Source organism: Lysinibacillus sp. A1 (genome assembly GCF_000801965.1).
Lineage (GTDB): Bacteria > Bacillota > Bacilli > Bacillales_A > Planococcaceae > Lysinibacillus > Lysinibacillus fusiformis.
Window position 1 is genome coordinate 139,132 of sequence record NZ_JSZM01000009.1, and the last position, 26,436, is coordinate 165,567.

The window sequence follows — 26,436 nt, forward strand, 5'->3', positions numbered from 1 at the left end:
AATTGAACTAACTCTATAGCATTAAAATTGATACAGTATTTACCACAAAACAAGTAGGGGAAGGTAAAGGTATCAAGAGGTGCCATATTTTCGTAGTTGAAATGATGGACAAGACATACTCATCATATATATGTACTTGCTACGAAAAATATTTGCTTACGAGTAATTGATGAGAGATGAGGTGCAAAATTGTTAGTTATTCAGCAAACATCCAAATTAATAGATGAATGTGATCGATGTGTGTCACGTTTTTGGCAAATGCGTGAGGAGGACCGTACACCTGACTTTTTTCAAGAGGTGAAACCACACGCTGATAAAATTCACCAACTGTTGAAGGAATGGCAGCAAGAGGCCAATAAATGGATTCAAGAGAATCGACCGAAATATATGCATACACAACAAATTGCCTCAACGGTAGAATCGATGGAGCAATTTGTTGTGCAATCTTTTTATAAAGAAACAAGTAAAAAACGCTTTTTAGATGCGATCCATTCTACCTCCTTTACAATGAAAAACTTTGAACGATTGGTAAAGGAGGAGGCAGTAAATGCTATCGAAGAAACGAACGATTAGCGAGCTTTTGCATGAGTGGAGATATGATGAAGAATTAAAAGAACGTATTCTACATTGGCAAACACTTGAAGGCCGACCTGCTAGCTATGCTCCTTTCCCAGAAAATTTACATCCTTCTTTAGTGAAGGCTTTGCAGGCAAAGGGAATCGAGCAACTTTATACGCATCAGCGAGAGGCCTTTGATTTGGCACAGAGTGGTACATCTTTTACCGCTGTTACACCAACCGCATCAGGTAAATCATATTGCTATCATTTGCCGGTGTTGCAAAAAATAGTAGAGGATAAAAACGCACGTGCAATCTATTTATTTCCAACAAAGGCTTTAGCGCAGGATCAAAAAAATGATTTGAATGAACTGATTGAAAAAAGTGGTGAGGAAATTTTAAGTTATACCTATGATGGTGATACGGCTCCAGGCATTCGTCAGAAGGTTCGCAAAGCAGGACATATCGTTATGACAAATCCTGATATGCTTCATTCAGGAATTTTGCCACACCATACGAAATGGGTATCACTATTTGAAAATTTACAGTATATCGTGATTGATGAATTGCATACATATAAAGGGGTATTTGGTTCCCATGTTGCCCATGTTATTCGTAGATTAAAACGCATATGTGAATTTTATGGTAGTAAACCTGTGTTTATTTGTACATCGGCAACGATAAAAAATCCTAAGGAGCTGGCCGAGCTATTAACAAATGAATCACATGCGCTCATCGCAGACTCTGGAGCCCCTGTCGGTAAGAAAACATTTCTGTTCTATAATCCGCCCATTATTCATAAAACTTTTGGGGTGCGTAGAAGCGCCGTGTTAGAGGTAAGTGATTTAGCTAAGAGGTTATATATAGCTGGTATTCAATCAATCATTTTTGCTAAAAGCAGAGTACGGGTTGAAATGATTGTCACTTATTTAAAGGAGCTCACTCGCAATAAGCTGCTGGATGAGTCCGTGCGTGGCTACCGAGGTGGTTATTTGCCATCTGAACGTCGGGTAATCGAAAAAGGCTTGCGTGATGGAACCATTCAAACCGTTGTCAGTACCAATGCGTTAGAATTAGGGGTCGATATCGGCCAGTTACAAGCATGTATTATGACAGGTTATCCAGGAAATATTGCAAGTGCCTGGCAACAAGCAGGACGTGCAGGAAGACGACAGGATGAGGCATTAATTATCTATGTTGCACAATCGACCGCACTGGATCAGTATGTGGTGAATCATCCTTTATTTTTACTTGGTAGTGCACCAGAGGAGGCACGTATTTATCCAGAAAATATGTTAATTTTAATGGATCATTTAAAGTGTGCCGCTTTTGAATTACCTTTTTCTATAGAAGATACGTATGGTGAATATGACATACAAGAATTGCTAGATTATTTAGCAGAAGAGGGCGTTGTCTTTAAGACGAGCGATAAGTGGCATTGGATGAGCGATCGTTTCCCAGCACATGATATTAGCTTACGGTCGGCTTCACAGGAAAATGTGGTTATTATTGATCTGTCTATTCCTGCCCAAACAAAGGTAATTGGAGAAATGGATCGTCATAGTGCCATGACTTTATTACATGAGGAAGCGATTTATTTACATCAAGGGATTCAATTCCAAGTAGAGAAGCTCGACTGGGAAGAAAAGAAAGCTTATGTCCGTGAAGTCGACATTGACTATTATACAGATGCCAATCTTGCCGTTGAAATGAAGGTATTAGAGGAAGATCGAAGCCGAACTTATAACGGCGGTACGATTAGCTTTGGGGATGTAGGATTGGTTGCGCAGGCAACTATTTTCAAGAAGATAAAGTTCGGTGGAAAACAGGACAATATCGGGTCGGGAACAATCCATTTACCACCTGATGAAATGCATACTAGCTCATCTTGGCTATCATTTGATGCTCCAACAAAATGGACAGAAGCAGAGTTAGATGGAGCTATGGTCGGTGCTGCTTATGCCATTAATGCTTTTATTCCGATTTTCATTCGATGTGATAGTAGTGATGTAGCTGTCGTGCCACAAATAAAGGCAACACATAATGAGCTACCAACATTTTTTGTATATGACAAGTATCCTGGTGGTATTGGTCTAAGTGAAAAAGTATACGATTTATGGGAGGAACTTTTGGACAAAACACTACAACATGTATCAAGTTGTCCCTGTGAAGCAGGTTGCCCATCCTGCATTGGCGTTCAAGACAGCTTGAATGAATCAAAAGGGTATGTTATAAAATTGTTAAGCTATTTAGTGTCCCAACTAAATAATGAAAAGGAGCGTTGAGGGTACGCCTTCAACGCAATTTTTCTTCGCGTATAAGCTTGTATATCATTTTTCTGTTTATTCCTGTGATTTTTTCGAGTTGACGCCCTGTTGCATTTGGATGTGATTGTAGGGCTTTTTTTATTGTTTTTATTCTTTTCTGGCGCATTTCAGGTCCCAATCTATTAGGCGCTAAATGCTTAAATGGGCCAAACCATTCTTGATACTTTATAAGTGTGCTGTAATTACTGTGGAAATGTTTCTGTATACGCTCAAGCGAAGCACCCTTATTTTTGTTTAGGTATGTTTGAATTGCATTATATTTTTCTCTGGCAGCCGCATACATTTCTCTTTCTTTAACAGCTTCCATTGTTTCAATATCAATGCGAATGTCCAGTGTGACTTGTTGTGGCAACCTAGCGTGCATAATTAATAAATTATTAGAAACATCTAATGTTGCGGTAGGAAAGATAGAACCAATAAGCCTTTGTTGTTCGGATTCTTCTAATAAACTATCAAAATGTGCAGCAATTGATAAAAATTCAACAACAACATCATAATTGAATTGGCTAGTCTTCACTAATTCATACTTGCGTTTTAAATCATCTATAGAATTTTCAATATGTTTAAGTCGGCTATCTAGTTGATCTCGTTCCTTATCCAATACTTCTTCTGACCATTTACCATCAAGATAAAGTTTTAAAATTTTATCCATTTTTGAATTCACATCATTTTTTTGTTTATTCAATTCGGATAATTGTTTTTTGATTTTATCAAGCTCCTTATCATCAAATTCAGCATCTATATATTTCTTTGCTGTTTTTTCGTCTATTAGAATAGACTTTACCGCAGTTATAAGGATATTTTTAATACGTTTAGTATTTACATAAGGCTTTGCTTCGCAATCATCATGTGTTGATTCATTGAGATGCCTCAATGTGAATACAGGATACGTTTTGTCTTTCTTTCTTGAATGGGAGGAAGTTTTATTCACACTTACTAGACGATTGCATGATGCGCATGTAATGATGACATTGCGCAAAAAATGTGATTCTGCTGGTTTTGCCTTATAATTTTCTTTTAACCTTTGAGTGATTGCTTCAAATGTTTCAAGTGAACGTAGCTTTGGATAAACATCTTCTACTGTTATTGTTTCACCATTACTAAAAGTTTTTTCGAGTACACCGTGATACGCTTTATTCTTATATCTTTGAAGGACTTGATTGACCGTCCATTCCTTACCTGTTGGCGTTTTACATAGCTGATTTAAACAAGAGGCAACACCTGTGGCACTTATACCTTGTTCTAATAATAAATCATCTATATAAGGGATGATCCAGGAGCGGTTTTCATCAACAACAACAGAGCTAGTTTCTTTTACATGAATATAGCCATCTGGCTGCTTTCCCCAAACTTTCCCTTCGCGCGTAAATTGTCGCTTACCACGCATCATCTTTCTTATAATGTCGCGTCTATTTCTATGAGCAAAAATATTTTTTAGATCTGAATAAAATTCATCATCCACATTTGATAAGTCCATAATATGCCCAGGCTCTGCGATTTTTACATTGTTTTCGCGTAATACATTTTTTAAAAAATGCCAAGATACTGCATCAAGTCGGGATAAACGGTCTTGTTCAATTACTAATACAACATCTATTTTCCCGTCTTCTACATAATCTAATAGTGATTCGAGACCTGGCTTTTTTAATTTTGTACCTGAATCTGTATCTTTAAAAATATCAACGATTTCCCAACCTTGACTTTCTGCATAGCGTGTTAGTTCAGTTGTTTGAGCAGATAAACTATAACGATCTTCTTGTAAATTTTTAATAGATACACGAATATAGATAGCTGCCCTAAGTGAAGTTCTTGGTTCAGTTTCTCTTATAGTCATATGGGTACTCCTTTCATAAGAAAAGAGCTAGACAAATGAGCCTGCTCTTTTCTGTAATTACTATTTTGCGCAAAATATTAATGATTTTGATAGTGAGATCATCATAAAGTGTTTAAGTATTCAATCTAAATTTAATAATACTTTTACTCTTTTAATTTTCTCTTCTTGGGTGATTGTTTCTATTGGGGAATCAGGCACAAAATCTTTGAATAAATCTTGATTTTTTAATAGAGATTCAACGATGTTAAGTACATACTCTTTATTACTCTGAGTTAGTTGGTTAAATAACTGTAACAATCTATCATCCATCTACGATTTCATTCACCTTTCATCCTATTAAGTCTTTTTTTTGCTTTTGTGAAGCTGATAACATTCGAGCTTTTTTCTCAGCTTCCAACTCTTGTCGATAACGTTCCAATTCTGCTTCAATATCAACTTCATCATTATTTTCCTCAACAGTAGAAGATATTTCAGAGTGTTTTGCAAAGAGTTGTTGTGCTGTTTTAAGAATTGCTTCACGCACATCTTTGTTTAAATCCATATAGCTTTTAATGATGTCCAGCTCTAATTCAGAGAGCTGGCTTTTTTGTGCGTACTCATCTAATGAAAAAGTTTCTGGTTGGATGAACATTTCACCTTCGCCTGTTCGTAGCCAGTGTTCATTGACGTTGAATTCTCTACAAACATCGCTAATTATTCTGTCTGTTAATTCCCTAGTTCCATTTTCTAAGGAAGAAATATGAGAACGAGATAACTTTACTTTTTCACCCATTTCGTCTTGCTTTAATTTTAGATGCTTTCTCATAGCTTTTAGGCGTTCATTCAATTTTAATCCCCCTTTCTTGTAAACATCGTATATCACTTTATGACTCAATGCAACATTTTGTGTTCTAAAACGATTGACAAAATACTCAAAGAGTAATATATTTGACTCAAAGAGACGTAGTAAGTTGATTTTAAGTAATTTATTTGAGGTTTAGTTGCGGTGCAACATCAATCTAATTGAAAGGAGTGAGTGAAATGAGTGATCGAATCATTGCTGTGGAAGAAAAAGAAGCAGTTGAGCAAGTAAGCGCATATTTGAAAATGTTGACACCAGAACAGCAACAGACATTTGCAACATTAATTCAAGGTGCAATGGTGACTATGCAGGTAGTGGGGAGAAAAGATAAAGAGCAACAGAATGAAACTGCGTAAGAAAATTATTTATACGGGTGCTGTGATACCGTGTCGATGACGGTACATAGGTCCTTATAGCTTTGTGACGGTAGCAACGTCAGACCATTCTAAAGGAGGTGATCCAATTATGACAAAATCAAATTGTCCAATCCTTCCAGAGCGTATTCGTCAACATGCGAATTTACCCGCTAAATTAGCAGAACTTTCACGTCTTGATGCTGAAAAGGCAATTTTTTTATTACGCGATTGGGGTGAGGGTAAGAAGACGATTAAAGCTTTGTGGGAAGAAATTACAGAATATGTAGGTGATACTCTGTCTTGAATTTTTTGGTTTCTCTTGTTCCTCCCATTCAAAAGGTATATGGAATTGTTCTGGTAGCTTATAGAAAAAAGGGAGATTTAAATGTACAGGTTAGATGAATTACAAAAGGCATATGCTACGAAATATATGATAGATACGGGGCATATACAACTGAGCAATAAAAAAACTGCTTAATCGCTCTAACGATTAAACAGTTATCAAAAAAGACTATAGATACAAAACATTATATCAAGAGGCGGTGAGAGTGTCTACTCTCTCCCGTTTACGGCAATTTTATTTGGGCTTTATTCTCATGTTGAAATTACAAGTTAAATATTAAAAAACGTGGGAGAGATTCCTTTATTGCTTAGAGAAGAGGTATTTTCGATAGCAGGTTAGTAAAAGGAAACTGATGAAATTGATGTAAGGAATGGAATAAATAAAAATTGTTTTAGAGGATAGGACATTAAATTTTTTTAAAATACCAAAAATTGGTAATTGATAATGAGAGTCCTAGGAAAATACAGAATTTACCCTATGATTGTTGAGGACTATTCAATTTTAAAGGGAGGAATATTGATGCAAAGGTTAAACCAAATTAGATCATTTATCGATATGGTTTTACAGGTACAGCAAGACTTCGAGGAACATTTTAAGACCAATCAAGATGTCTATTTTTTCAACCTCAATCCGCGTTTTGTTAGAATACAACAGGATCTTCAGACGGAAGCTCTAAGAATAGGCATTATCAGTATTTCTAAAGATCAAAATAATAAAATTGGCAATGTATTACTCACAAAAGAGGCTTTTTATGCAATTACAACAAAGGATCAGCAACAGCCCTGGTATGTAGACACTACAAATGAAAATTGGCTTACTGAACACTATAGAGTCACAATTGATGGAATTGAAATGTGGAATGTAGATTGCAGACAAAAGGAGCAAACTTGTCCATAGAAAGGAGCATTGAGTTTGACTTTACAACAATTGCTGGAAGGGCAACAAGGAATTGTTTATGTGAATGATAATAAAGCTTTTACAGATAGTCTGATTATTGCAGAGGTCTTTCAAAAAGGGCATGACAAGGTTTTACGCGATATACGTAACTTGAAATGTTCAGAAGCTTTTCGTCTCGCCAACATTGGAGAGGCGGATTATGTAAATGGACAAGGGCGAAAAATGCCAATGTATGTTTTAACATTTGATGGATTTGTTATTTTGGCTATGGGTTATACAGGTGAAAAGGCAATGCAATTTAAAGAACTTTACATAGCTGCATTTAACCATACACATCAATTATTAGCTGATCGACAAAATACTTTAATCTTTAGTGAACAACAAGCTATAAGTCGTGCGGTAAGAGAGAGATTATCTATTATTTATCCAAATCTATCACCTCACGCTAAGAGAAAATATTTTACTACTTTATATAAGGTACTAAAACAACAATATCAAGTGTTGTCATATAAAGATATTCCAAGAAGTTCATTTGCTGAAGCGTTAGCATTTATTAATGGTTGGGATTCACCAAAATTGGAGAGTCCTCAAAAAATCAAAGAGGTTCCAGATGTTGAATATTCAGAATAAAGGGAGGTTGTCCAATGAAGAATGGAAAAAGATTAACAGTTTTCCAATGTCAGCATCTTCAATCATTGGGATTAGAGCCGAATGATTGGCTACTGAGTAAAAAAACGAATGTTGCATGGGTAATAATCGAGCGCATTTCTGGAAATGCACGTGCTATTCCTGCGCCTTAAACGGAAAGGTGTGAGGAAGTTGTTAGATATATTGTGTTTTCTCATAATTTTAATTTGTTGCTTTTATTTATATCTAATATAAAAAGTCAGGAGAGTTAAAAATATGCCCGAATCTAAAAAAGCTACGCTCGTTTCATTAATGACTATGACATTTTCAGATGGAATGGTTCATAAAGTGGGTTTTGTTGTATCCAAACGTAGAAAACATGGAGATTTGACAACAGTAGTCCAACAAACAGCAGCGATCAAGAAGAGTAGTTTATCAAGATATGGACAATCACTTTTTGACGCATGTTTTAAAGGTTGGTAAATAAGTGTTAAAAACTATAGAGAAAAGGTTATGTTCTTCACTTTTTTGCAAGGAGGGCTGTCACTGTTGATATGGCCAATCAAGAAAATAAAGATGAATTAATTAAATGGGTAGTGGGTAAATGTTTTCAAAAATATTTTGAAATGGAGTTGCAAGCTAATTCTAGTCACTTACCTAGTATGACTAGTCGTTGGACCGATACACCCATGCATTCAGGTGGTTTTCATAGCTCTACAGAAACCGTAGCAATTAAAAAAGCCTCAGCAACTGAATGGGTTGAAGCCTTTCATTCGAATTTAGATTGTCTCCCAGAATTACATCGTAAGCTGATTCAACTTAAATATTTATCAAGAAGTTCTGATGGTAAATATCTAAGCGACGATTTTGTTTATACAAAACTGAACCTAAGTCGCTCTGCCTACTACATTTTAAAAAAAGAAGCACTTTATTGGTTAGGGCTTCAACTTACAGATGATACGGTTATCCAAAGTGAGTAATGAAAAGGGAGGGGCGGTTAAATGAAGATAAAAGCAATGCTAATAGTCTTGGGATTATCCTCACTATTTTTCCTTAGTGGATGTGAAGGGAAAGAAGAAAAAGTATCAGTAACGTTTCTTCAATTAGAAAAACAGGATGATAACGCATATGCAATTTTTGCAGATGATACAAATAAGGTTTATTACAAAATGAAGATTAATAGATACGAATATGACCATTGGAACATTGAGGAAAATACACTTTTAGAGGATCTTGCGATACAAGAAATATCTGATGTTTTGGGTTTGATTTCTTGGTATGAAATTAAGTTCGATGATAAATGGCATAAATGAATTTTGAAGAAGAGAATATGTAGGAGTGAGGTAGCTCAAATACTTCAATAATGCAATTACTCGTAGAGAGTACAGCGATTTATTAATGGGGAATTTGACAGAGGTTAGTTGTAAAGGAGGAGGCTACTACATGAGCAATGGTTCATCAGCAATGCTAATTTTTGTTTTATTATTCGGGAGTATTTTGCTATTTTCAGAGACTGAAACTGCAGCTGAAACGAAAGAAAAAAGCTTACCTGGTGCGTTTGTTTTAGTTTCTGATACAAAGATTGGCGGACAAACAATTCATGAAATAAAACACTTAGAAACAGGCTGCCATTTTATTAGCACAGAAGATATTAGATCAAGTGGTGGTTTAGTGCAAATGTATATCACTGTGAATAATACACCAATTCCTTATTGCGAAAAAAACAAGGGGGACAACAAATGAAATCAGTAGGTGAAAACGGACAGCTACTTTTTGTGGATACTTTTGATAGAACTTCCAATGCCCTTGTCATTGGAAAAGTGGGGAAAGGTGCAGCCTTTCATTTGAGAAAAACGTTCTTTGACTCTTTAAATATTGTGTCAATTCCATTCAATCTTTGTGTCAGTGGAGAAATGGGGACAGGCTCTAGAGAATTACAACTATTTCTGCCTGCCCCAAAGAATCAAAATAATTTGTTTCCTAGAGTATTAACCTTCCAAGAAGAAATGGTATCGATACTACAAAATCATCAAAAAAAATTACGACACAATCACTATTTAGCAGAAAGAGAACTTTATCGAAATATCTTTGGATTAATGTGGTGAGGTGACGTAATGACACATTTTGAAGCAATGGAAGCATTAGGACAAGTCACAATATACGATGTATTAGAAAAAGATGAAAAAGATCAACCAACATTTATTGTCGGTGACAAGGTACATGTTGCAATTACACCAGAAAGTGATTATGAGGCGTATACGTATTTAGAAGCTTACTTCCCAATTGTTTTAAAGAAGCCAGGGGAGATTGAGGAGATTTTACCTAAAAATCAATATCGGGTCAACTTTGCTGGACAGGTGCAAATTATGCGAGCGCACGAATTAACATTTTAAAAGATTAAAAGCTGAACAGGGGACATTAAATTATTTAGTGTTCCTCATTGGGTTTTTAAATATAAAAAGGGGGTTCTAATGAAGTTGAGCGAATCTATCAAAATAAAAATTCAAAAGTTACTCACTTTAGCAAAAGATGCTACGGATGAAGAGTCACAAACGGCTATGTTACACGCAAGAAAGCTTATGTTGAAACACAATATTCAGGAATCAGAACTTATTTCTAGTCATGTAAATGATAAAACAGTGGTTAATGAAAGAGTATATAGAAATAGGTTAATTTGGTGGCATAGAAAATTGGCCCACATTATTGGCCGTCACTTTAGATGCAGCTACTACCGAAATACAATAGATTCTTATCAAGCAGAGATTCGTTTTGTTGGTTTGGCAGAAGATGTACAGATTGCTGTAATGATTTACAACTTTGCTAGGGCATCTATTCATTACCATTCTAGAGCTTTTTTACTAAGGTCAGAAATCAAAAGAAAATGGAAAAGAAAACATCAATTCAAAAATGATTATATTGAGGGCTATCTTGCAGGATTAAATCAAAAATTCTTAGAACAAAATAAATCAGAATCATTGGAGCTTATAGTTGTCCAAGATCCATTGGTAATTCAATATTATAATTCGCTTTCTTTAACTTCTCTTAATATACCTTCAGCAAAGAAAGCTGGGGATGATGTAGCTTGGCGGAATGGCTACAACGATGGGAAAAAGTTTGAAAGTGGACGGGAAATGATTGAATAAAAACAATTGAAGAAATTATGGCTTAAGGAGGGAAAAACGTTGAAATGGCGCACTAAAAGATGGCTATACCAATACAATAGTCGTTTGGGAGAGATAGGTCCAACTATATTAATACCAGTTTGTTTTCACTTATTCTTACTTATAGGTGGGGTGGGTACCTTATTTATAACCTTAATAGCAATGATAAAAGGTGAAGCACCTATCAGTATCCGTAATTATTTAATGGGTTTATTTATTCTTGATGTATCACTTTTATTGTTAGGTGTTGTATTTCCTTATAGGTTAGAACTTATAGCTAAACATCATTCTTTTAAAAAAATACCGGTACTTAAAAAATTAAATACAATTAAAGAGTTTTTAGAAAACAGACATTTCATTTTGAGAGAACAAGATCTAGAAAAAATAGAGGGTTCATTTCTAGAGGAACATAATTATCCAATTACGGAAAAGACCATTAAACATTACGAAATAGAAATTGAGCATATCTGTAAAATTATCAAAAATAAAAAACAAGTTGAATTAGCAATGGTTGAACATGCAGCTTTTAGAGCAAAAGAAATAGCGAAGGAAATAGCTGGGAGCATAGAAAGGGATGAAGATGCCCATATCCATGCCATTAAAACAAGAGAAGCAGAAATTGCTCAGGAATGGACTGAAGTTTATTTAAAAGATTAAAAGCTGAAAAGGGAACATTAGATTATTTAGTGTTCCTCATTGAGTTTTTAACTAATGAATTTAAAGGAGGTTCTAATGATGTTAAGTGAAGAAACATTAAAAAAATTAGGGTTCATAGCAGCATATGAGTTTTTATTTGGTACAGATGAATATATGGTGGCTGAATCTGTTACAGATGCTGTTGGGGAATATTCTGAGTGGCAAGAATTTAAAGAAGAAAACGACAAAAAAATAGAAACATACAAACAAATTTTTATCAATTCTTTTAACAAAGTGGCCACTATTGATCTTTCCTCTGCCACTACATCCTATTATAACCCTTTAGAAGGTTCAAAAGGAGGAATACTGATGAATACAGAATTTGCTTATAAAGTATCACCAGCAGCCAAATTAGCTCATGATGCAGAAGGAAATGCTGCACCTGCATTTGTGAAAATCAAGATAGGCGTTACTGAAGAATATGCAACGACAAAATATAATGAAGCGCAACTTAGACTAGTACCTTTTGTAGCTGAACAAGCAATGACATCTGAATGTCATATACAACCTATCTCGATAGAGGTATATGAGGCGGAACATAAAGAAGAATAACAGCACAATAGAAAGATATTGTAAAGGAAGGGGTAGGAGATATGGCTAAAGACATTCATATTGCATATAACCAAGTCGATGCAGGATATTGTACAGAAACAGGTGCAAAACTCGATATGCTTGGGCAGGTTTACGGTTACGAAAATTTTAATGGCATTGCTGTTGTGAGAGCTGTTCCAGTAAACGGTGATGCTGAATTGGTTTTCTTGGAATTAAACAGTACAAACGATAATGTACATGAAATCACAGATAAGGATCATAAGCAGGAGCTTGAAAATATTTGGTTTGAAGCACAAGTTGGAACTTTTTTTAATAATTTTATGGCTAACGGTGGATTTGATGGATTAAGGAAAAAACAAAAGAAGTAATCGAAAGAAAATGCACAGGAAGGTGGTAACTAAAATGAATCCAGAACATAAATACAGCTCATATTCAATGGATTACTTAAACCGAGATGACAGACGTAAAAAAGGTCAGCGTAGTGGTTTTAAAATCCCTGCTACGTTACCTAAAAAGAACAAAAAATAATCTACAATCTGAAAATCAATCGAAAGATAATGTTCAGCAAAAAACAATAAAACATTTGGAGGGATATTTATTATGACGAATCAAGAAAAATTAGATATTTTAAACAGCATGAAAATTATCGACCAAGATGGTAGAGGAAGTGAACTAGTGTATGTACATGTTGAGTACAGCGATGAAAATATAGAAAAATTATCGAAGGTTGTACTTGATGTTAATGAATATCTAAAAAATGTTGGTGATCCAGATGGCACGAAAGATTGTATTGATATTTCTATTGCAGCATTTCAGTATGCTGATGCAGATTATTATCATCACGGCAAATTCGTTATTTATACAAAGGAACAAATACTTGAAATGTATGAATGTGAAAAGAGTAAACGAATAATTGCTGAAAATGAGTTGGAAAATCATAAAACAATGATTGGTTATGCGAAAGAACAAATTCAAGGTATGTTGAATTCAATAGGCTAAATTAAGAAAGGATGTGAATATTTGTGGCAATTTTAGAATGTAGGATAAATAAATATAGGCTGATAAAAGAGATACCTGCTTGGGGTAAACTTTTAAAATTACAAAAGAAATTAGGAATGCACTGTGATTATTCAAATAAAGAAATTCAGAATTATTTACTAAGTCATCCAAATGATACTGTAGTCCGTTTTAAAATTATCCAATGCGAAATACAATATGATGATTTTCTGCTATATCTAAAAACCTTGAAAACTAAAAAGTCAAAAGCAGATTTATCCAGATATCGCTCAATGTGTAAATATATAAATACAATATATATGGATATTTATAACAGCACTAAAGAGATTGAATCCTCTGAAATAAATAAAATTATTGAAGAATTCGAAAATGATATATCTGAAATTTATAGGAAAGAAACTGTTCAGTAAGATTAAGAGGAGATATTAGTACATTATTAAAAGAAAATCGTAACGAGAGAGGGAGAGGAACGGTATGTTAACAGAAAGGGATATTGAAGTATTAGAGTATATGGATTATCAAGTTATGAATAATGGAATGGATGGTTGGCTTGGTAATCGAGCTTACGACAAAATGTTTGAGTTCCTTAAATTATTACATAAGAGAAATTCAGAATTGGATCAGAAAGTAGCAGCAATATTTATCAAAGTAATTGTATCAGGATTAGGTTATTATCAACATCAAAGTTTTACATTTATTCCTGAATTTAAAGAATTATATAACAAATATGAAGAGGCAATTGAAGAATGTCATAACCAGTATAAGGAAGTTGCTAAAGATTTTATGAATAGTTATGGATTGGAAGACTACCATACTAAATTCATGTCACGATTCGATATTAAATAGCTGTTTTAGCATTAAGACTAAGAACGGAAGGAGGAGCAGGAATGAATGAAAGAGTAGTAGATGGTATGCAGTTTTTTGACGTAGAATTAAAATTTTTAAAGCGTTATGAACATGAATATATACATGGTTCAGAAAAAAAACTGACTGCTTCTTCTTTAGTTACTTACTTATTACTACGCTCGCTTTGTGATGAGGCAGGGCTTATTATGGAACAAGATTTGAATTTAAAGGGAGAATGTGAGAAACGTAATCTTCCGTATAGCTCGATACATAATGGTTATCACCGTCTTTTTGATATTGGTTTATTAAATATTGCCCGTATAAATGGTCGCACATATATTCAATTGCCTGTAGTGGCTGCTTATGTTCCAACTGCAATAGATCCTAAGATGCCAGGTTATTTCCTTGTGCCCAAAGCCATTTTTAGCAGTGGCTTTTTAAGAGATTTTATTAAAGCACGTGATGTGCGTGGGTTATTAGGGTTATTGGACCTTATAAACGGCCTGTATAGGGAGTCTAAGCGTAAGAGTAAACAATGGTTAAAACGTAAGAAAATCACGTTATTCAATAAATTGAAGCAGTCTAAGCAGGTGTTTAATAAATGGCTGAAACGTGTATTCTATGGCAAAAATAGTTTGATTCAAGTTAAGCAAGAGTTAGAAGGTATGTACGAATTGGCGTTTGTAGAAACAGTCTTCAGAGAAAGAAAGCAAGATGCCAAGTTCGACCAATTCCAGGCATCTGCACACAATACCTTATCTTCTTTATTAAGATCTAGTAGTGTACGTTATACAAGCGATGAGTTACAAGATATGCAGTATGCTTGCAAGCAAGAAATCATTACGCCAATGTATTATGCGGTGGAAGCGAATGAAAACGCAATGTCTACAGTGAAAGCTGTCATGGCCGACATTTTAAGCGCAAGTGTGCGAGAGGTTGAAAGTCAAACTGGTAATATTCAAGTTCTAGGGGCGTATTTCCGCAAGACCCTACGGCTTCAGACAAAACGTATTTTCCAAGATGAGCAGCCGTTACGCTATCTCATTGCCAGCTCGTACAAAGATGCAAATTGGGATGTACCTGAACAGTTTCAATAAAAGTAAGAGCCTTTTCTAAAAAAAGTATTCAGAAAGGGCTATTTGTCATGCAAGAATACATTTATCTATACCATTATGTCTTTAAAAAATCAGAAGCATAGAGAAATTTGTCGGTAGCACCAGGAGAATATCCAGGAGCTACCTTTTTTGATGGTGTTTCGATCCAATTCGAGCTGTGGAATAGTCGGATTTTGAAAATGAAATCCATTTAGTTATGTGGATGACTTATCTCGTAGGTTGCTTATTTCGTTGATAGTTGAAAATGTTGTGTGAATGAACCATTTCTTTTCGTCATTTTTAGCGGATAAACCATTTCCTAAAAATAATAAGTTGCGAAAGTCCCGGTATTACTGGCTTTGTTAGCTTAGTATTTGCTTTCTATTAATATATGAGTACTATATTGATTACTATTCGCTGTTTTTCTCTAGGTTTTCTTCTATTATACTTTCCTCATCATTTTGATGATGGAATAAATAAGTTATGTTTTTCTTTCTATCAAAGAAATAATGAAAACCTTTAAGTTATAAATAATGTCTACCTTATCTTATGAGGAGTATAAAAATAGTGACTCACAAAATACAGATTATCCGTCATTGTTTGCTATCAAATTCAATGATAAATCAGATCCTGTAACTGAGTGTGTTATTATAATTCGCAGATTATGCTTTTGGCCATTCTTGGTTTTAAAAAGTTCATTTTAAGTAGACTCTAGTTGAACAAAACGAAATGTAGTAATATCAATGTATTAGATTGTTCATTATAAGTTGTTCAATTAAAGGAGTGGGTACATAATGATTTTTGGTTACGCAAGGGTTAGTTCTGTTGATCAAAATTTAGATCGCCAACTGAAGGAGCTTGAAGCTTTTGGATGTGAAAAAATATACAGCGAAAAAAAGTCAGGGAAAGATTTTGCTCGTTCCGTTTATCGTGAAATGAGATCAAAAATGCGTTTTGGTGATGTGTTAGTGGTCCATGATTTAAGTCGGTTTGGCCGTAATAAACAAGAAATTCTTAATGAGTGGAAACAAATAACTGAAGATGAAATTGATATAGTTGTTTTAAATATGCCGATCCTTGATACACGAAAGTATAAAGAATTAGCAGGTGTTGGCCAGCTGGTGTCTGATCTAGTTTTGACACTTCTTTCGTGGATGGTTGAGGAAGAACGCAATCGAATTAAAACGGCACAGCGAGAAGGTATTGCTATTGCAAAAGAGCGTGGAGCTTTCAACGGGAAACCTAGAAAATATCATGCTGAAGCCAAAGGAAAGGATCGTCTTATATATAATGTAGTGGTCCAGTTATTAAAACAAAATAAATCAGTAGTAAATATTCATAGAGAAACGGGTCTTGCTAGGAACACTATTTATTCAATCAAAAGGCAATTAGAATTGGAAGAAAGGGCAGTTAATCATAAGGATACTTAGGCTAATGAGAAAATTCCTGGACTATTCCTGGACTATTTCTGGACTATTTCTGGACTTTTCTCGGACTTTTTCTCAGAAAATCTGTGGTAAAGTATTAGTATCAAAGGATTATGTCCTGGAGAAAAAGCAAATTTTCTTAGGATACATAAAGGATCTTTTCTATTAAATAGGAAGGGTCCTTTTAACTTTTGAAATATTTTAAAGTAGATGGGAGGAAATTAGGAATGACAGAACGTTCCGAGAAACAAGTCTATGGGTATGATCTTGAACCTGTGGAAATTTCAGATGTGTTGTCTTTTGTAGAAAGTAGGCAAGAAGTATATGGCAATAAACCAAAAGTTAATTTGAGCATGTACGGAGATGCCGGAAAGTGGCATGTAGATGCAGCTGTAAGCTATAAAGGGCGTGAAGGAAGGGATGAGAACCAACCTTTCTTATTAAAGGCATATAAACAGCTTTGGCGCGCTGAAAAATATGCGAAGGCACTTGCTGAAGAACATGGCTTTTCATATGAAGGGCTTAACCCTAAGTTAACTAATGAAGACATGTACTTACAGTACCAAAAACGAAAACTTGCGAAGGATGCATTCACTAAAGACTTGCAAAATGAAATGGAACAACATGGTGAAGAATTACTGAAGGTCGTTGAAACGCAGGTAGTTGGTGATGAAAATGAGCAATCTTTCTTAACTAAGAAAGAAGTAGAACAATTAATAAGCGAACAATTTAATCGTATCGAAAAAGGTTTCGAACATTTGCTCAACTCTTTGGAGCAGCAGTCAAAGAAAAGGACATTCGCTGACTATTGCGATGAAATGAAGAATCTTTTAAAGGAATGTCGTCAGCATTTCAAAGACTCTATTATTGAACGTACTGTAACTTCCAAACAAAAATTGGATGACAAAGTAACTGGGCTACGTAATGACGTTCGCGATAGTATCACAGAAGTAAAAGACTCAGCTAAATCAACGGTGAAACAGACAATTCTTTACATGAATGAACGCTTGAAGGATTTTACAAATGCTATCGATCAAAAATTAAATGAACATGAGCCAGTACAACTTGATAGGAAGCAAAATAAAGCTATGACTGCACAAATGAACGAACGATAAGGATTCCCCAAATTTGGGGAGTCCTTTCTATTCTATTTTCAAACAATATTGAACTCATAAGAGGGCGTGTATGATGGCCACTCTTTTTTTTTGCCTTGAAGGGGGGTGGAGAATATTGAATAACTACAAAGCAGAGATCACTCTAGCAATCATCGTATTAGTATTATTTGGTGGAATGATCGCATTTGCAACTGGCGTAATCGATCCTCTAATGGCGAAAATCGGAGCTGGTTGGACAAAGATGGTAGACAATGTATTTAGTGGGATTGGTGTTTAAAAATAACTAAATTTAAAGTTTCGAAGAGAACATTTGTGACTCTTCTTTTTTTATTGCCCTAAATCTTAGAAGGGAGGTATAGCAATTGAATAACTACAAAGCAGAGATCACATTAGCTATCATTGTTTTAGTTTTATTTGGCGGAATGATCGCATTTGCAACTGGCGTAATCGATCCTCTAATGGCAAAAATCGGAGCTGGTTGGACGAAAATGGTAGACAACGTGTTTAGTGGGATAGGTGTTTAAAATACCTAGTCTAGCTAAGCTGGGACAGTCAAGGGGAGCAGAAGATAACTATCTTCTGCTTTTTTATTTTACCGAAAGGAGAATGGTAAATTGTCACAATCTGAAAAAAAGCGTCAAAGTAAGGCTAAACCAGAAGGATTTGCTGATATGGAGGCCTTAGTAAAAGAAATATTTGAGGCACAAGGACAATCTTATTTTGAATGGCTACATCAACAACATCAAGCTCGAATACTTGAATTTAATTTAGAAAACAAGGGGATTATTGCTTCTCTAGTTAAAGAAAGGGAGGTGTAAAGTTTGGATAATGCCATTACGCTCATAAATAATATTGCAACTGATGTACAAAAATTAGCTCCTGCAGTAGCTGGTCTGGTTTTAGTTATCATCGGGCTTATCTGGATGTTTGCAAAAGATCCACAAAAGAAAGAAAGTGCACAATCTTGGATGGTGAACGTATTTATCGGATTCGGTATTGTTTATCTTGCTGCATCTTTCGTGGTTTGGATGACAGGGAAAGTAGCAGGATTCTAATTGGATTTTTTCTTAGGGAAAGGAAGAGGAAGGAGAAAACGATGTGTTGCGAAAATTATTGATTCGTTTCAAGGATGACGGTGATTACTTTAGAGAAATTGACGAAGAGCGAAACTATTTTTTTACCGAAGCAGAAGAAATTATAAATAGGATTCGTGACAGGCTTGCAAAAGAAAAAAGAGCAGCCTCTACCAAGTCTTTTGAGTTTTGGATTGATGGCCAATGTTTAGTCATTAGCCAAGTTTATTTTGACAATAAAGAAAGCCTCCAAAAACAGTTGGAGCATACTATTCGAACATTTGATAGTTGGGAAGAAGATATGCGACATAAGTATGTCAACACGCTGAAGGAGTATGTTGAGGAAGAAAAGCAGCTGTTTATCAATAAAGAATTTGCTACATTTGCGATTCGTTACGATCAACTATTCGGTATTTCTGCTTTTAAGCCATTTCCTATTTATTTGGATAGTTCACAACTAAATCAAATGTTTGGAACTATGCAATCACTTGTTAAAACAGGTTTTTATGCTGAACTTGAGCAAATGATGGCAGCTATAAAAACGGCACTAGAAAAATTAATACTGGATGCTAGTAAGTCCCTAGATGGTGAACAAACAGACTTTCTTCAACAGCAAAAATTGTTAGAGGAAAAAGTAAATTTGATATTACAAGAGGATATAACCTTCAAACAATTTACTCAATATGCTGGGGCAAGCTTTCAGTCTGTAGGAAAACATCGCATTGAGGCTCTATGTCCCAATTTTAAACTGTACCAGACCGTGCAGCTGGTTCTTTTTTCAACTTTTGTAGAACAAAATAGTTTTGCGGAAGCTTATGAAATTCATTTGACACTAATTACTGCTTTAAAAGAAAAATATGATGCTATTTTATCACAAGGTTTCTCACTTGCTAATGATGAAATGATTGAGTCTCTTGTTCTAAGTCCGATTCTACAACAATATAAGTTGGATATTGAAAAGCAATTACAGGGGGATGAGGTGAAGGAGGATGAGCCACAATAAGTTACTTTATCAAGATATAAATGAGATGTTGGCCGAGTTAAATGCAAAGGATCGAGGCAGGTATTTCATTTGTACGTGTCCAGAGTGCGAGCACCAGGAAGCGTTTATATATAAAAATAATATGAATTTTATTCAATGTAATCGGGAAAATAGTTGCGGAGAACGCTTTATTTTAACATATGAGGAAAATGAGGCTGAAAACCTTTATTCCGTTGAACAAGAAGAAAAAAAGGGACTTAGTGTTAAACAAGCTAAGCAGCTGGACAGATTTACAAAATTAATGAGTCATGTTCTTGAAAATATAGAAAGTGATACATTAGACAACGGCTATCGTGGTCTTTCCCGTTCAACTACTACCCCATTTATTGCAGATTTTTCGAATCCGGAAGGTGTAAAATTAATGTTTGAATATGCGAATGGATTATTACCGAAAAATTATGCAGATAATCATTGGATGTGTCAAAGAAACCTTGTCCTTCCGTTATTTGGTGAGGATGGGCGCATAGATCGGATTCTATTACGCTCATCCATAAATCCAAATTTAGAACCTAAAGAAATACAATTAGTTGTGAATCCCTCCAATGATGCGAGGGATTTTTTTGTGGATATTCCTGAAGAGGCAAAGACGATTGTTATTGGTGAAGCTATAATGGATAGTTTATCATTCCGCGAAATCGATAAAACGGTTGGAGTTATGGCCTTAACAGGTTCTCGGAAATACCGAACTCTCTGCAACTATATAAAAGATAATCCAGAGAAATTTAAGAATAAGCGATTTCTTATTGCGATGGACGATGATGTTGCTGGCTATAAAGCTTCCAAGGAAATTGCTAGTTGTCTGGAAGAAATACATGCTGATTATCAAATTTTTATATACCCTGAAACGTGTAAAGATGGAAATGACTTTTTAGTAAAGGAAAAAGAAAAATTTCAGCGATATGTTCAGTTTTTTGAAAAAAAATTTGAAACAAACAGCAGAAATTACATTGATATTAAAAAATCCATGCAACATGTAGTCATATGTCATTCGAGAATGGATGCTTTATCGTTCCGAAGTGTTGATGCAGAATGTGGTGTATTAGTTTTACAGGGGGAGGATAAAGGTGATTTTAAAGAGCCTATCCAGAAACTTATGTTAAACAGGGATTTACATCATAAAACATTTATTCTAGCTATGCCACATACAGCTGAAGGTCAGGAAAAAACAAATGAATTGATTGGATTTTTTGAGAAAATGAATTTAGAGTACAAAGTTTTTAAATATCCTGATGATGCCTTATCGCCAATAAAATTTTCTCTGGATGATCAAAAGTCTTTTGAGAAATGTGTTAATCAACAACTTTTCAAAAAAGAAAATCAAGTAAGGAAACTTCAATATGAACGATAAGACACAAGAAAGGAGATATTATGACAACTTTTTTGAAATGGTTTGTACCACTATTAGCGTTCGTAGCTTTTATAGGATTTATTAGCTACGGGGCATCCATTCAGAATATAACGACACGTACAATGGCTGAAACTGAAGTGGTATTGGAAACAGCTCATGTAGGTGCCATTCGTACAGGTCTAAATGAGCAGGGACAATCAGAAAAGGACGCTTTGTATGTAGACAAAAAGGAATTAGTAGAAAATTTGCTTGCTGAAATTGCAGCAACTCAAAAAAATCTTACCTACAAGCTTCAAGTGAGTTATGCCTTTGTAGATGCAGGAGGAAAAGCAACCTCTATCGATAAAGATATTCGTGGTATCCAGTATCGGATTCGATATATTGATCAAAAAGGTAAAGTAAAGGGAACTGCCGAACGACACTTAACACTGAATGAATTGGAGTAGGTACTCGCCAAATTTGGTGAGTGCCTTTTATTTTAAGGGAAAGGTGGTGAAACACAAGCATGTCAAATCTTAAAGGTGCAATTTTAGCGATGGCACTTTGGGTTGGTGTAGTGTTTCCTTTCTTATTAAGTTTTGGAATCGATTCCTTGCAACAGCGTGCTTATTTGAGTACAACAGAAAAAATGGCAGAGCTTCTTAGACAAGAAGGTGGTGTTTCTGATCAAGTACAACAGGTAGCGAATAACCTAAAAGGCAAAGGCTACATAGTGACCTTTTCAAAACCTAGTTTAGTTCAATTTGGGGAAGAGATTGTTATTCGCTATCAATATGAATATGAAAATGTACGGGGGAAACAAAAGTTAGATACACAAAATAAAGTAGTGATTGCCAAACGTATTGTAGCAGGCGGTGGTGGTACCCCACCGAAGTTACCTCAAACATACACTATAACAACACCTGAATCGTTGAATGCTAATGGAGAATATACGTTTAGGATACCTGGGTTAAACAATTTACTACGTGTTACATCAAATACGGGAAATACAGAAATTGTCCGTGTTAACGGTGAGGAAGTAACAGTGAAGGTATCTAAAGGAAACGTCTCAAAAAAAGTTCAAACAGGTGGGGAATATATACCTGCTGATACGAAGTTTGTTACTGAACAAAAAGCTCTTGATTATAATAAGGATGGTTACAAGGGAACATTACAGCTTTATGATAAAATACCATCTTCGTCAAAAAAAGTTGATGATTTTGAGCAACCTCTTTATGGGAAAATGGCTTATGCTTGTCAAAATGGCCAATGGGAAAAAGAAGGTTATTCAACTGGTTATAATCGTTACACCAAGTATTCTGATTCAGAGGGATATGAAGGGTATATTGGAGAAAAATATGGCGGTACTTTTAAAAAGATAGAAATGGATTATCTAACTGTAATAAACAACCCAGATTACTTTGAAGAATATGGTTATTTAAACAACACGTCTCAAAAAATTAATCTTAAATCACCATGTAGTAAAGAAATGTATCCAGAAGAAGGAATATATCTAGAAGAAGATTGGATGTATTTGCAAGCATCAGGAAGGGAATATTTTGTTGTCGGAAAACTGTTATATAGTGGTACTGTTCAGAGACCTGAAGTCTCTCTTTACCAGGGGAATGTAACAAGACCAGAAAAAGACACACGTACTTACAATAACTACTATCAATATCAACTATATTTTGAGTATATGGGTAATTAAGTACAAAAAGTTTCTACCTTTAAGTGCTAGGACCATAAGCTTTGTCATGGTTAGCAATTCACAAGAAGGGAGTGAGAAATTTTATATGTCAAATTTAAAAGGTGCCATTCTGGCCACAGCGGTGTTTGCAGCTGTGGTTTTTCCTTTTCTTCTTATGATGTCTATCGATGCTTTCCATCAGCATGCTTTTTTGAAGATGACAGAAGAGGTCACAGAGCTCGTTAAAGAAGAAGGCGGTGTGTCTGAACATGTTTTACAAGTAACCAAAAGCTTAAAGAAAAAGAATTTAACGGTGACTTTCTCCAAGCCTGGGCTTGTCGAGTTTGGGGAAGAAATTGCCATCGAATATAATTACGATTATCAAAATGTGCGTGGCAAGAAAACGTTACATGGTCAGGATAAAGTCGTGATTATGAAGCGTTCTGCAGGAAAAAATTGAATTTCCAATACAAGTAAGGTGAGGCCTATGAAAAAGTATCTCAAAAATGTACTGTGGTTATTGTTTTTTGTATGTGTGGCTGCTATGGCTTATACAAATACGAATTATGAAGATATTGTCCCTCAAAGAGTAGAACAAGAAATCAAACACGTTCAGATGTAATTACTACATCCAGGACGTGTTTTTTGTTGGAATTTGAAAGAAAGGAGTAAGGTCTATGAATGAAACAAGATATTTACAACGTTTAGCACAACCAAAAGGGCTTCTTGTTTTCTCAATTGTTTTTTGGTTACTCATGTTTTTTGTTTCAAATTTTGTGCTTGCATTCCTTCAATCTTTACTAGCATCGTTCCAGCAATTCCAGGCAGATCCAAAGAGTGTATCTTTTTCGATTAATTGGCGCAGTTTTTTAGAATTTCAATCGAACTGGATTCCGTTTTATATTGGGTTTGCGATTCTAAGCACGATAGGATTTGTGAAATTCATCTATAAAATTCGAATGAATTTTGTAGATTTGAATAAAGGGCAGCACGGCACCAGTGAATTTGAACAAGTGCGTGAATTAAAAAAGCAATACAAAATTATACCTGCAGCAGAAAAGGAATATGACGGTGATGGTGGCGTAATTATTTCAGCTTTACAGGAAAAAGGGCGTCCGTATCGACTATTAATCGATGAGGGACCCATTCATACGATGGTTATTGGTATTACAAGATCAGGTAAAGGGGAAACCTTCGTGTTTCCTGAGATAGATGTACTGAGTCGAGCCAAAAATAAGCCATCCTTAGTTGTCAACGATCCGAAAGGGGAACTTGCAGCAGCTAGTTATGACACACTAATAGCTCGTGGTTATGAAGTGCATGTATTTAACTTAATTCAACAAAACATGGGAATGGGATTTAATCCGTTGCAAGTAGTTATAGATGCGTGGAAATCAGGAAATACGAGTTTAGCACAACAGTACGCAAATAGCGTAGGGTTTATGTTATACAATGATCCATCAGCGAAAGATAAGTTTTGGTCCAACTCAGCTCAATCTTTGGTGACGGCAATTATTTTGGCATTGACTGAAGATGCACTTGTGACTGGTAAAGAGGATACGATTAACTTATATTCTGTGGCTAATTTCCTTTCTACACTCGGTAGTGATAATAATGAGGAAACAGGTGAAAATGCATTAGATCTGTTCTTCCAAGCGAGAGATGAGGTCAACCCAGCTCGAATGATGTATGCAACAAGTAACTTTGCTGCTGGTAATACACGTGCAGGAATTTTCTCTTCAGCGATGGATAAATTGCAAATTTTCACCTTAGAGCCTAATGCGAAACTAACAAGTTACAACAGCTTAGATTTAACAGAAGTCGGTTTTGGCGACAAGCCTATCGCAATCTTTATGGTAACACCTGACTATGATAAATCAAATCATGTTTTAGCCAGTATTTTTGTGAGTCAATTATATCGAGTAAATGCTGAAAAGGCTACGATGAGTCCTAGCGGAAAAATGAAGCGCCATGTGCATGCTTTACTCGATGAGTTTGGGAATATGCCAGTAGTGGATGGAATGGACGGTATGGTTACTGTAGGTGCAGGCCGAGGGTTTAGATTCCATTTAATTATACAAGCTTATTCTCAAATGAAATCATTATATGGTGATGATGCAGATACAATCATTGGTAACTGCTCTAACCAAATATACATTTTAACGAAAGATAAAGCGACAGCTGAACAATTCTCGGCATTAATTGGAACAAAAACAATTACTGATGTTAGTCGAAGTGGGCAAATACTTTCTACTGATAAGTCACATAGTGAATCTGTTAAAGAGCGTGCGTTACTCATGCCAGACGAGTTAATGCGTCTCAAAGAGGGAGAATCCGTAGTAGTACGTGCTAACAAACGTCAGGATAATCAACGAAATAAAATTGAACCTAAGCCCATTTTTAATAAAGGTATTACAGCTGCTAAGTTTCGTTGGGAGTATCTAGCTGAGTACTTTGATAATAGTAGGTCTATATTATCACTGCCAATCATGTCTACTCAGTATCACAACTTAAAAATGTCCGATATGGTCTTTACTTCTAAAAGTGACAGGGATCTTTATGTATGCATGTCTTTTGCAATGAGTACAGCTGAATTTTCTAAATTGACAAGTACCTTGTATCGGGTTTTACAAACAACAGATGATTATTTAGATGAAATCCCTACGTGGTCATTTTTACAGCTCTTTAGTTACCTTACCTATGGTTCAACTATTGATTCAACAGTTGTTGAACGCAGAATTTTTCCCGATTTAAAAAAATACTTACCAGATAAAGTTTTGAGGGAATGGACAGGTATTTTGCGAGAACAACGTGAAAAAACAATGCAGGATGAAGAGGTAGCAATTCAGGATGAAAAGATTACTACTATGCAAAAATTGATTATGGAAGGGAGTATAGAAGAAGATGATTAACGAGTTGTTAAAAGAACAGTTGCTTGACGCTCATTTGGAGTTTTTTAGAAAAGACAAGAAGAAATTTCTAATCCATCGGATTTTATATGCTGTGATTGTAACCATGCTTTATGCAATGGTCATAATGGTAATTAAAAAGCCAATATGGTTAATCGGTTTGCCTACTGCCTTTTATCTAGGATGGAAGTTTGCTTATTTAAAATTGCTATCAACCAAGAAAAATATTGATATAAAGAATTCCTTTTTGTTTCCGCAGTTCCTGCAGAGTTTCATAGCATTACTGCCTAGTTCGGGGAATGTCTATCAAACATTGAAAGTGGCGTTGATTTATACGCCCGATCCATTGGATAAAGAATTGATCAAACTTATTCAAAAAATCGAGAATGGAAATGATCGAAATGCTTATTTAGCATTTGCGGATTATATAGGCTCTAGTGAGGCATACATGGTTATGAATATGATTTACCAATTTAGTGAACAAGGCGTAGAAAAGGAGTCTATACAGGAATTAGAGCGATATATCCAAAACCTTCAGGAAAATAAGGTCGATGAATTGATACAACATAAGATGAATGCAAGCGATAAGTTTGGTTTATTTCCAATCCTTATATCGCTTTTTTTAGTGATCGGATTTGCTGGTGTCATTTTCATGCATTACATGACGAATGTGACAGATGCATTAAGTACCATGCCTAAATAACTTTT

Annotated in this window: 38 protein-coding genes; 35 read left to right on the forward strand and 3 right to left on the reverse strand. The window is 35.2% G+C overall.

The window, feature by feature from the left end; genetic code table 11:
- The first annotated feature begins 189 nt into the window (after positions 1–189).
- Both PI85_RS06970 and PI85_RS06975 read left to right on the forward strand, forming a co-directional pair.
- On the forward strand, positions 190–573 hold the full coding sequence (locus PI85_RS06970) for a YppE family protein (RefSeq protein ID WP_036124735.1): 384 nt from the start codon (positions 190–192) through the stop codon (positions 571–573).
- On the forward strand, positions 548–2,842 hold the full coding sequence (locus tag PI85_RS06975; protein ID WP_036124737.1) for a DEAD/DEAH box helicase: 2,295 nt from the start codon (positions 548–550) through the stop codon (positions 2,840–2,842). The genes PI85_RS06970 and PI85_RS06975 overlap by 26 nt, the downstream gene beginning before the upstream one ends.
- A 10-nt stretch (positions 2,843–2,852) precedes the next feature.
- Here PI85_RS06975 and PI85_RS06980 read toward each other — a convergent pair whose 3' ends face one another.
- The 3 genes from PI85_RS06980 to PI85_RS23835 all read right to left on the reverse strand — a co-directional run bounded on the left by PI85_RS06980 (position 2,853) and on the right by PI85_RS23835 (position 5,544).
- A complete protein-coding gene (locus PI85_RS06980; RefSeq protein ID WP_036124739.1) occupies positions 2,853–4,718 on the reverse strand; it encodes a recombinase family protein in 1,866 nt (621 codons plus the stop codon).
- Positions 4,719–4,838: 120 nt separating this feature from the next.
- A complete protein-coding gene (locus PI85_RS06985) occupies positions 4,839–5,027 on the reverse strand; it encodes a hypothetical protein (RefSeq protein ID WP_036124741.1) in 189 nt (62 codons plus the stop codon).
- 19 nt (positions 5,028–5,046) lie between these two features.
- Entirely contained in the window at positions 5,047–5,544 is a 498-nt protein-coding gene (locus PI85_RS23835; protein WP_036124743.1) for a helix-turn-helix domain-containing protein, read from the reverse strand.
- 194 nt (positions 5,545–5,738) lie between these two features.
- Between PI85_RS23835 and PI85_RS24400 the strand changes: the two genes are divergently transcribed.
- The 33 genes from PI85_RS24400 (at position 5,739) to PI85_RS07135 (ending at position 26,431) form a co-directional block, all read left to right on the forward strand.
- On the forward strand, positions 5,739–5,915 hold the full coding sequence (locus PI85_RS24400; protein ID WP_158499496.1) for a hypothetical protein: 177 nt from the start codon (positions 5,739–5,741) through the stop codon (positions 5,913–5,915).
- A 109-nt stretch (positions 5,916–6,024) separates the two neighbouring features.
- On the forward strand, positions 6,025–6,219 hold the full coding sequence (locus PI85_RS06995) for a hypothetical protein (protein ID WP_036124745.1): 195 nt from the start codon (positions 6,025–6,027) through the stop codon (positions 6,217–6,219).
- A 558-nt stretch (positions 6,220–6,777) separates the two neighbouring features.
- On the forward strand, positions 6,778–7,155 hold the full coding sequence (locus PI85_RS07000; protein WP_036124746.1) for a hypothetical protein: 378 nt from the start codon (positions 6,778–6,780) through the stop codon (positions 7,153–7,155).
- 15 nt (positions 7,156–7,170) lie between these two features.
- Positions 7,171–7,785, forward strand: coding sequence for a Rha family transcriptional regulator (locus tag PI85_RS23530; RefSeq protein WP_052323469.1), 615 nt, complete (start codon positions 7,171–7,173; stop codon positions 7,783–7,785).
- Positions 7,786–7,799: 14 nt separating this feature from the next.
- The gene (locus PI85_RS24620) at positions 7,800–7,955 is read left to right on the forward strand and encodes a hypothetical protein (protein WP_200886557.1); all 156 of its coding nucleotides are present in this window, start codon (positions 7,800–7,802) and stop codon (positions 7,953–7,955) included.
- A gap of 103 nt (positions 7,956–8,058) precedes the next feature.
- Positions 8,059–8,265: a hypothetical protein gene (locus tag PI85_RS07010; protein ID WP_036124748.1), complete on the forward strand. Its 207-nt coding sequence runs from the start codon at positions 8,059–8,061 to the stop codon at positions 8,263–8,265.
- A 71-nt stretch (positions 8,266–8,336) separates the two neighbouring features.
- A complete protein-coding gene (locus PI85_RS07015; RefSeq protein ID WP_036124749.1) occupies positions 8,337–8,762 on the forward strand; it encodes an ArpU family phage packaging/lysis transcriptional regulator in 426 nt (141 codons plus the stop codon).
- Between the two features lie 21 nt (positions 8,763–8,783).
- Positions 8,784–9,095: a hypothetical protein gene (locus tag PI85_RS07020; protein ID WP_036124751.1), complete on the forward strand. Its 312-nt coding sequence runs from the start codon at positions 8,784–8,786 to the stop codon at positions 9,093–9,095.
- Between the two features lie 130 nt (positions 9,096–9,225).
- The gene (locus PI85_RS07025; RefSeq protein ID WP_036124753.1) at positions 9,226–9,525 is read left to right on the forward strand and encodes a hypothetical protein; all 300 of its coding nucleotides are present in this window, start codon (positions 9,226–9,228) and stop codon (positions 9,523–9,525) included.
- Positions 9,522–9,887, forward strand: coding sequence for a hypothetical protein (locus tag PI85_RS07030; RefSeq protein WP_036124755.1), 366 nt, complete (start codon positions 9,522–9,524; stop codon positions 9,885–9,887). Before PI85_RS07025 ends, PI85_RS07030 begins: the two co-directional genes overlap by 4 nt.
- A gap of 9 nt (positions 9,888–9,896) precedes the next feature.
- The gene (locus PI85_RS07035; protein ID WP_036124757.1) at positions 9,897–10,175 is read left to right on the forward strand and encodes a hypothetical protein; all 279 of its coding nucleotides are present in this window, start codon (positions 9,897–9,899) and stop codon (positions 10,173–10,175) included.
- Between the two features lie 78 nt (positions 10,176–10,253).
- Complete coding sequence (locus PI85_RS07040) at positions 10,254–10,925, forward strand: DUF2786 domain-containing protein (RefSeq protein ID WP_052323470.1); 672 nt, start codon at positions 10,254–10,256, stop codon at positions 10,923–10,925.
- 39 nt (positions 10,926–10,964) lie between these two features.
- Positions 10,965–11,600 carry a hypothetical protein gene (locus PI85_RS07045; protein ID WP_036124759.1) on the forward strand — a complete coding sequence of 212 codons (636 nt, stop codon included), beginning with the start codon at positions 10,965–10,967 and terminating at the stop codon, positions 11,598–11,600.
- 75 nt (positions 11,601–11,675) lie between these two features.
- Positions 11,676–12,191: a hypothetical protein gene (locus PI85_RS07050; protein ID WP_144422595.1), complete on the forward strand. Its 516-nt coding sequence runs from the start codon at positions 11,676–11,678 to the stop codon at positions 12,189–12,191.
- Positions 12,192–12,232: 41 nt separating this feature from the next.
- A complete protein-coding gene (locus PI85_RS07055; RefSeq protein WP_036124763.1) occupies positions 12,233–12,559 on the forward strand; it encodes a hypothetical protein in 327 nt (108 codons plus the stop codon).
- Positions 12,560–12,593: 34 nt separating this feature from the next.
- Complete coding sequence (locus PI85_RS25035; RefSeq protein WP_255350096.1) at positions 12,594–12,719, forward strand: hypothetical protein; 126 nt, start codon at positions 12,594–12,596, stop codon at positions 12,717–12,719.
- 72 nt (positions 12,720–12,791) lie between these two features.
- Entirely contained in the window at positions 12,792–13,190 is a 399-nt protein-coding gene (locus tag PI85_RS07060) for a hypothetical protein (protein ID WP_036124764.1), read from the forward strand.
- Positions 13,191–13,213: 23 nt separating this feature from the next.
- Positions 13,214–13,618, forward strand: coding sequence for a hypothetical protein (locus PI85_RS07065; protein ID WP_036124766.1), 405 nt, complete (start codon positions 13,214–13,216; stop codon positions 13,616–13,618).
- Positions 13,619–13,682: 64 nt separating this feature from the next.
- On the forward strand, positions 13,683–14,054 hold the full coding sequence (locus PI85_RS07070) for a hypothetical protein (protein ID WP_036124768.1): 372 nt from the start codon (positions 13,683–13,685) through the stop codon (positions 14,052–14,054).
- Positions 14,055–14,095: 41 nt separating this feature from the next.
- The gene (locus tag PI85_RS07075) at positions 14,096–15,151 is read left to right on the forward strand and encodes a hypothetical protein (RefSeq protein ID WP_036124769.1); all 1,056 of its coding nucleotides are present in this window, start codon (positions 14,096–14,098) and stop codon (positions 15,149–15,151) included.
- Between the two features lie 791 nt (positions 15,152–15,942).
- Positions 15,943–16,578, forward strand: a complete 636-nt coding sequence (locus PI85_RS07080; protein WP_036124771.1) for a recombinase family protein — start codon at positions 15,943–15,945, stop codon at positions 16,576–16,578.
- Positions 16,579–16,802: 224 nt separating this feature from the next.
- Positions 16,803–17,690 (forward strand): hypothetical protein, encoded by an 888-nt coding sequence (locus PI85_RS07085; RefSeq protein WP_036124773.1) that lies wholly within the window; start codon positions 16,803–16,805, stop codon positions 17,688–17,690.
- 115 nt (positions 17,691–17,805) lie between these two features.
- Positions 17,806–17,967 carry a hypothetical protein gene (locus PI85_RS24625; RefSeq protein ID WP_164908703.1) on the forward strand — a complete coding sequence of 54 codons (162 nt, stop codon included), beginning with the start codon at positions 17,806–17,808 and terminating at the stop codon, positions 17,965–17,967.
- 85 nt (positions 17,968–18,052) lie between these two features.
- On the forward strand, positions 18,053–18,214 hold the full coding sequence (locus tag PI85_RS24630) for a hypothetical protein (protein ID WP_164908703.1): 162 nt from the start codon (positions 18,053–18,055) through the stop codon (positions 18,212–18,214).
- A 90-nt stretch (positions 18,215–18,304) separates the two neighbouring features.
- Positions 18,305–18,508 (forward strand): hypothetical protein, encoded by a 204-nt coding sequence (locus PI85_RS07095; protein WP_036124776.1) that lies wholly within the window; start codon positions 18,305–18,307, stop codon positions 18,506–18,508.
- 3 nt (positions 18,509–18,511) lie between these two features.
- Positions 18,512–18,745 (forward strand): pilin, encoded by a 234-nt coding sequence (locus PI85_RS07100; RefSeq protein WP_036124778.1) that lies wholly within the window; start codon positions 18,512–18,514, stop codon positions 18,743–18,745.
- Between the two features lie 43 nt (positions 18,746–18,788).
- Entirely contained in the window at positions 18,789–19,766 is a 978-nt protein-coding gene (locus tag PI85_RS07105; RefSeq protein WP_036124780.1) for a hypothetical protein, read from the forward strand.
- Positions 19,767–19,887: 121 nt separating this feature from the next.
- Positions 19,888–21,153 carry a toprim domain-containing protein gene (locus PI85_RS07110; protein ID WP_158499495.1) on the forward strand — a complete coding sequence of 422 codons (1,266 nt, stop codon included), beginning with the start codon at positions 19,888–19,890 and terminating at the stop codon, positions 21,151–21,153.
- Positions 21,154–21,173: 20 nt separating this feature from the next.
- Positions 21,174–21,599 (forward strand): hypothetical protein, encoded by a 426-nt coding sequence (locus PI85_RS07115; protein WP_036124781.1) that lies wholly within the window; start codon positions 21,174–21,176, stop codon positions 21,597–21,599.
- A gap of 59 nt (positions 21,600–21,658) precedes the next feature.
- Positions 21,659–22,840 carry a hypothetical protein gene (locus PI85_RS23535; protein ID WP_052323475.1) on the forward strand — a complete coding sequence of 394 codons (1,182 nt, stop codon included), beginning with the start codon at positions 21,659–21,661 and terminating at the stop codon, positions 22,838–22,840.
- An 85-nt stretch (positions 22,841–22,925) separates the two neighbouring features.
- On the forward strand, positions 22,926–23,279 hold the full coding sequence (locus PI85_RS23540) for a hypothetical protein (protein WP_052323477.1): 354 nt from the start codon (positions 22,926–22,928) through the stop codon (positions 23,277–23,279).
- A gap of 217 nt (positions 23,280–23,496) precedes the next feature.
- The gene (locus PI85_RS07130; RefSeq protein ID WP_036124782.1) at positions 23,497–25,731 is read left to right on the forward strand and encodes a VirD4-like conjugal transfer protein, CD1115 family; all 2,235 of its coding nucleotides are present in this window, start codon (positions 23,497–23,499) and stop codon (positions 25,729–25,731) included.
- Complete coding sequence (locus tag PI85_RS07135; protein ID WP_036124785.1) at positions 25,724–26,431, forward strand: hypothetical protein; 708 nt, start codon at positions 25,724–25,726, stop codon at positions 26,429–26,431. The genes PI85_RS07130 and PI85_RS07135 overlap by 8 nt, the downstream gene beginning before the upstream one ends.
- The last annotated feature ends 5 nt before the right edge of the window (positions 26,432–26,436 follow it).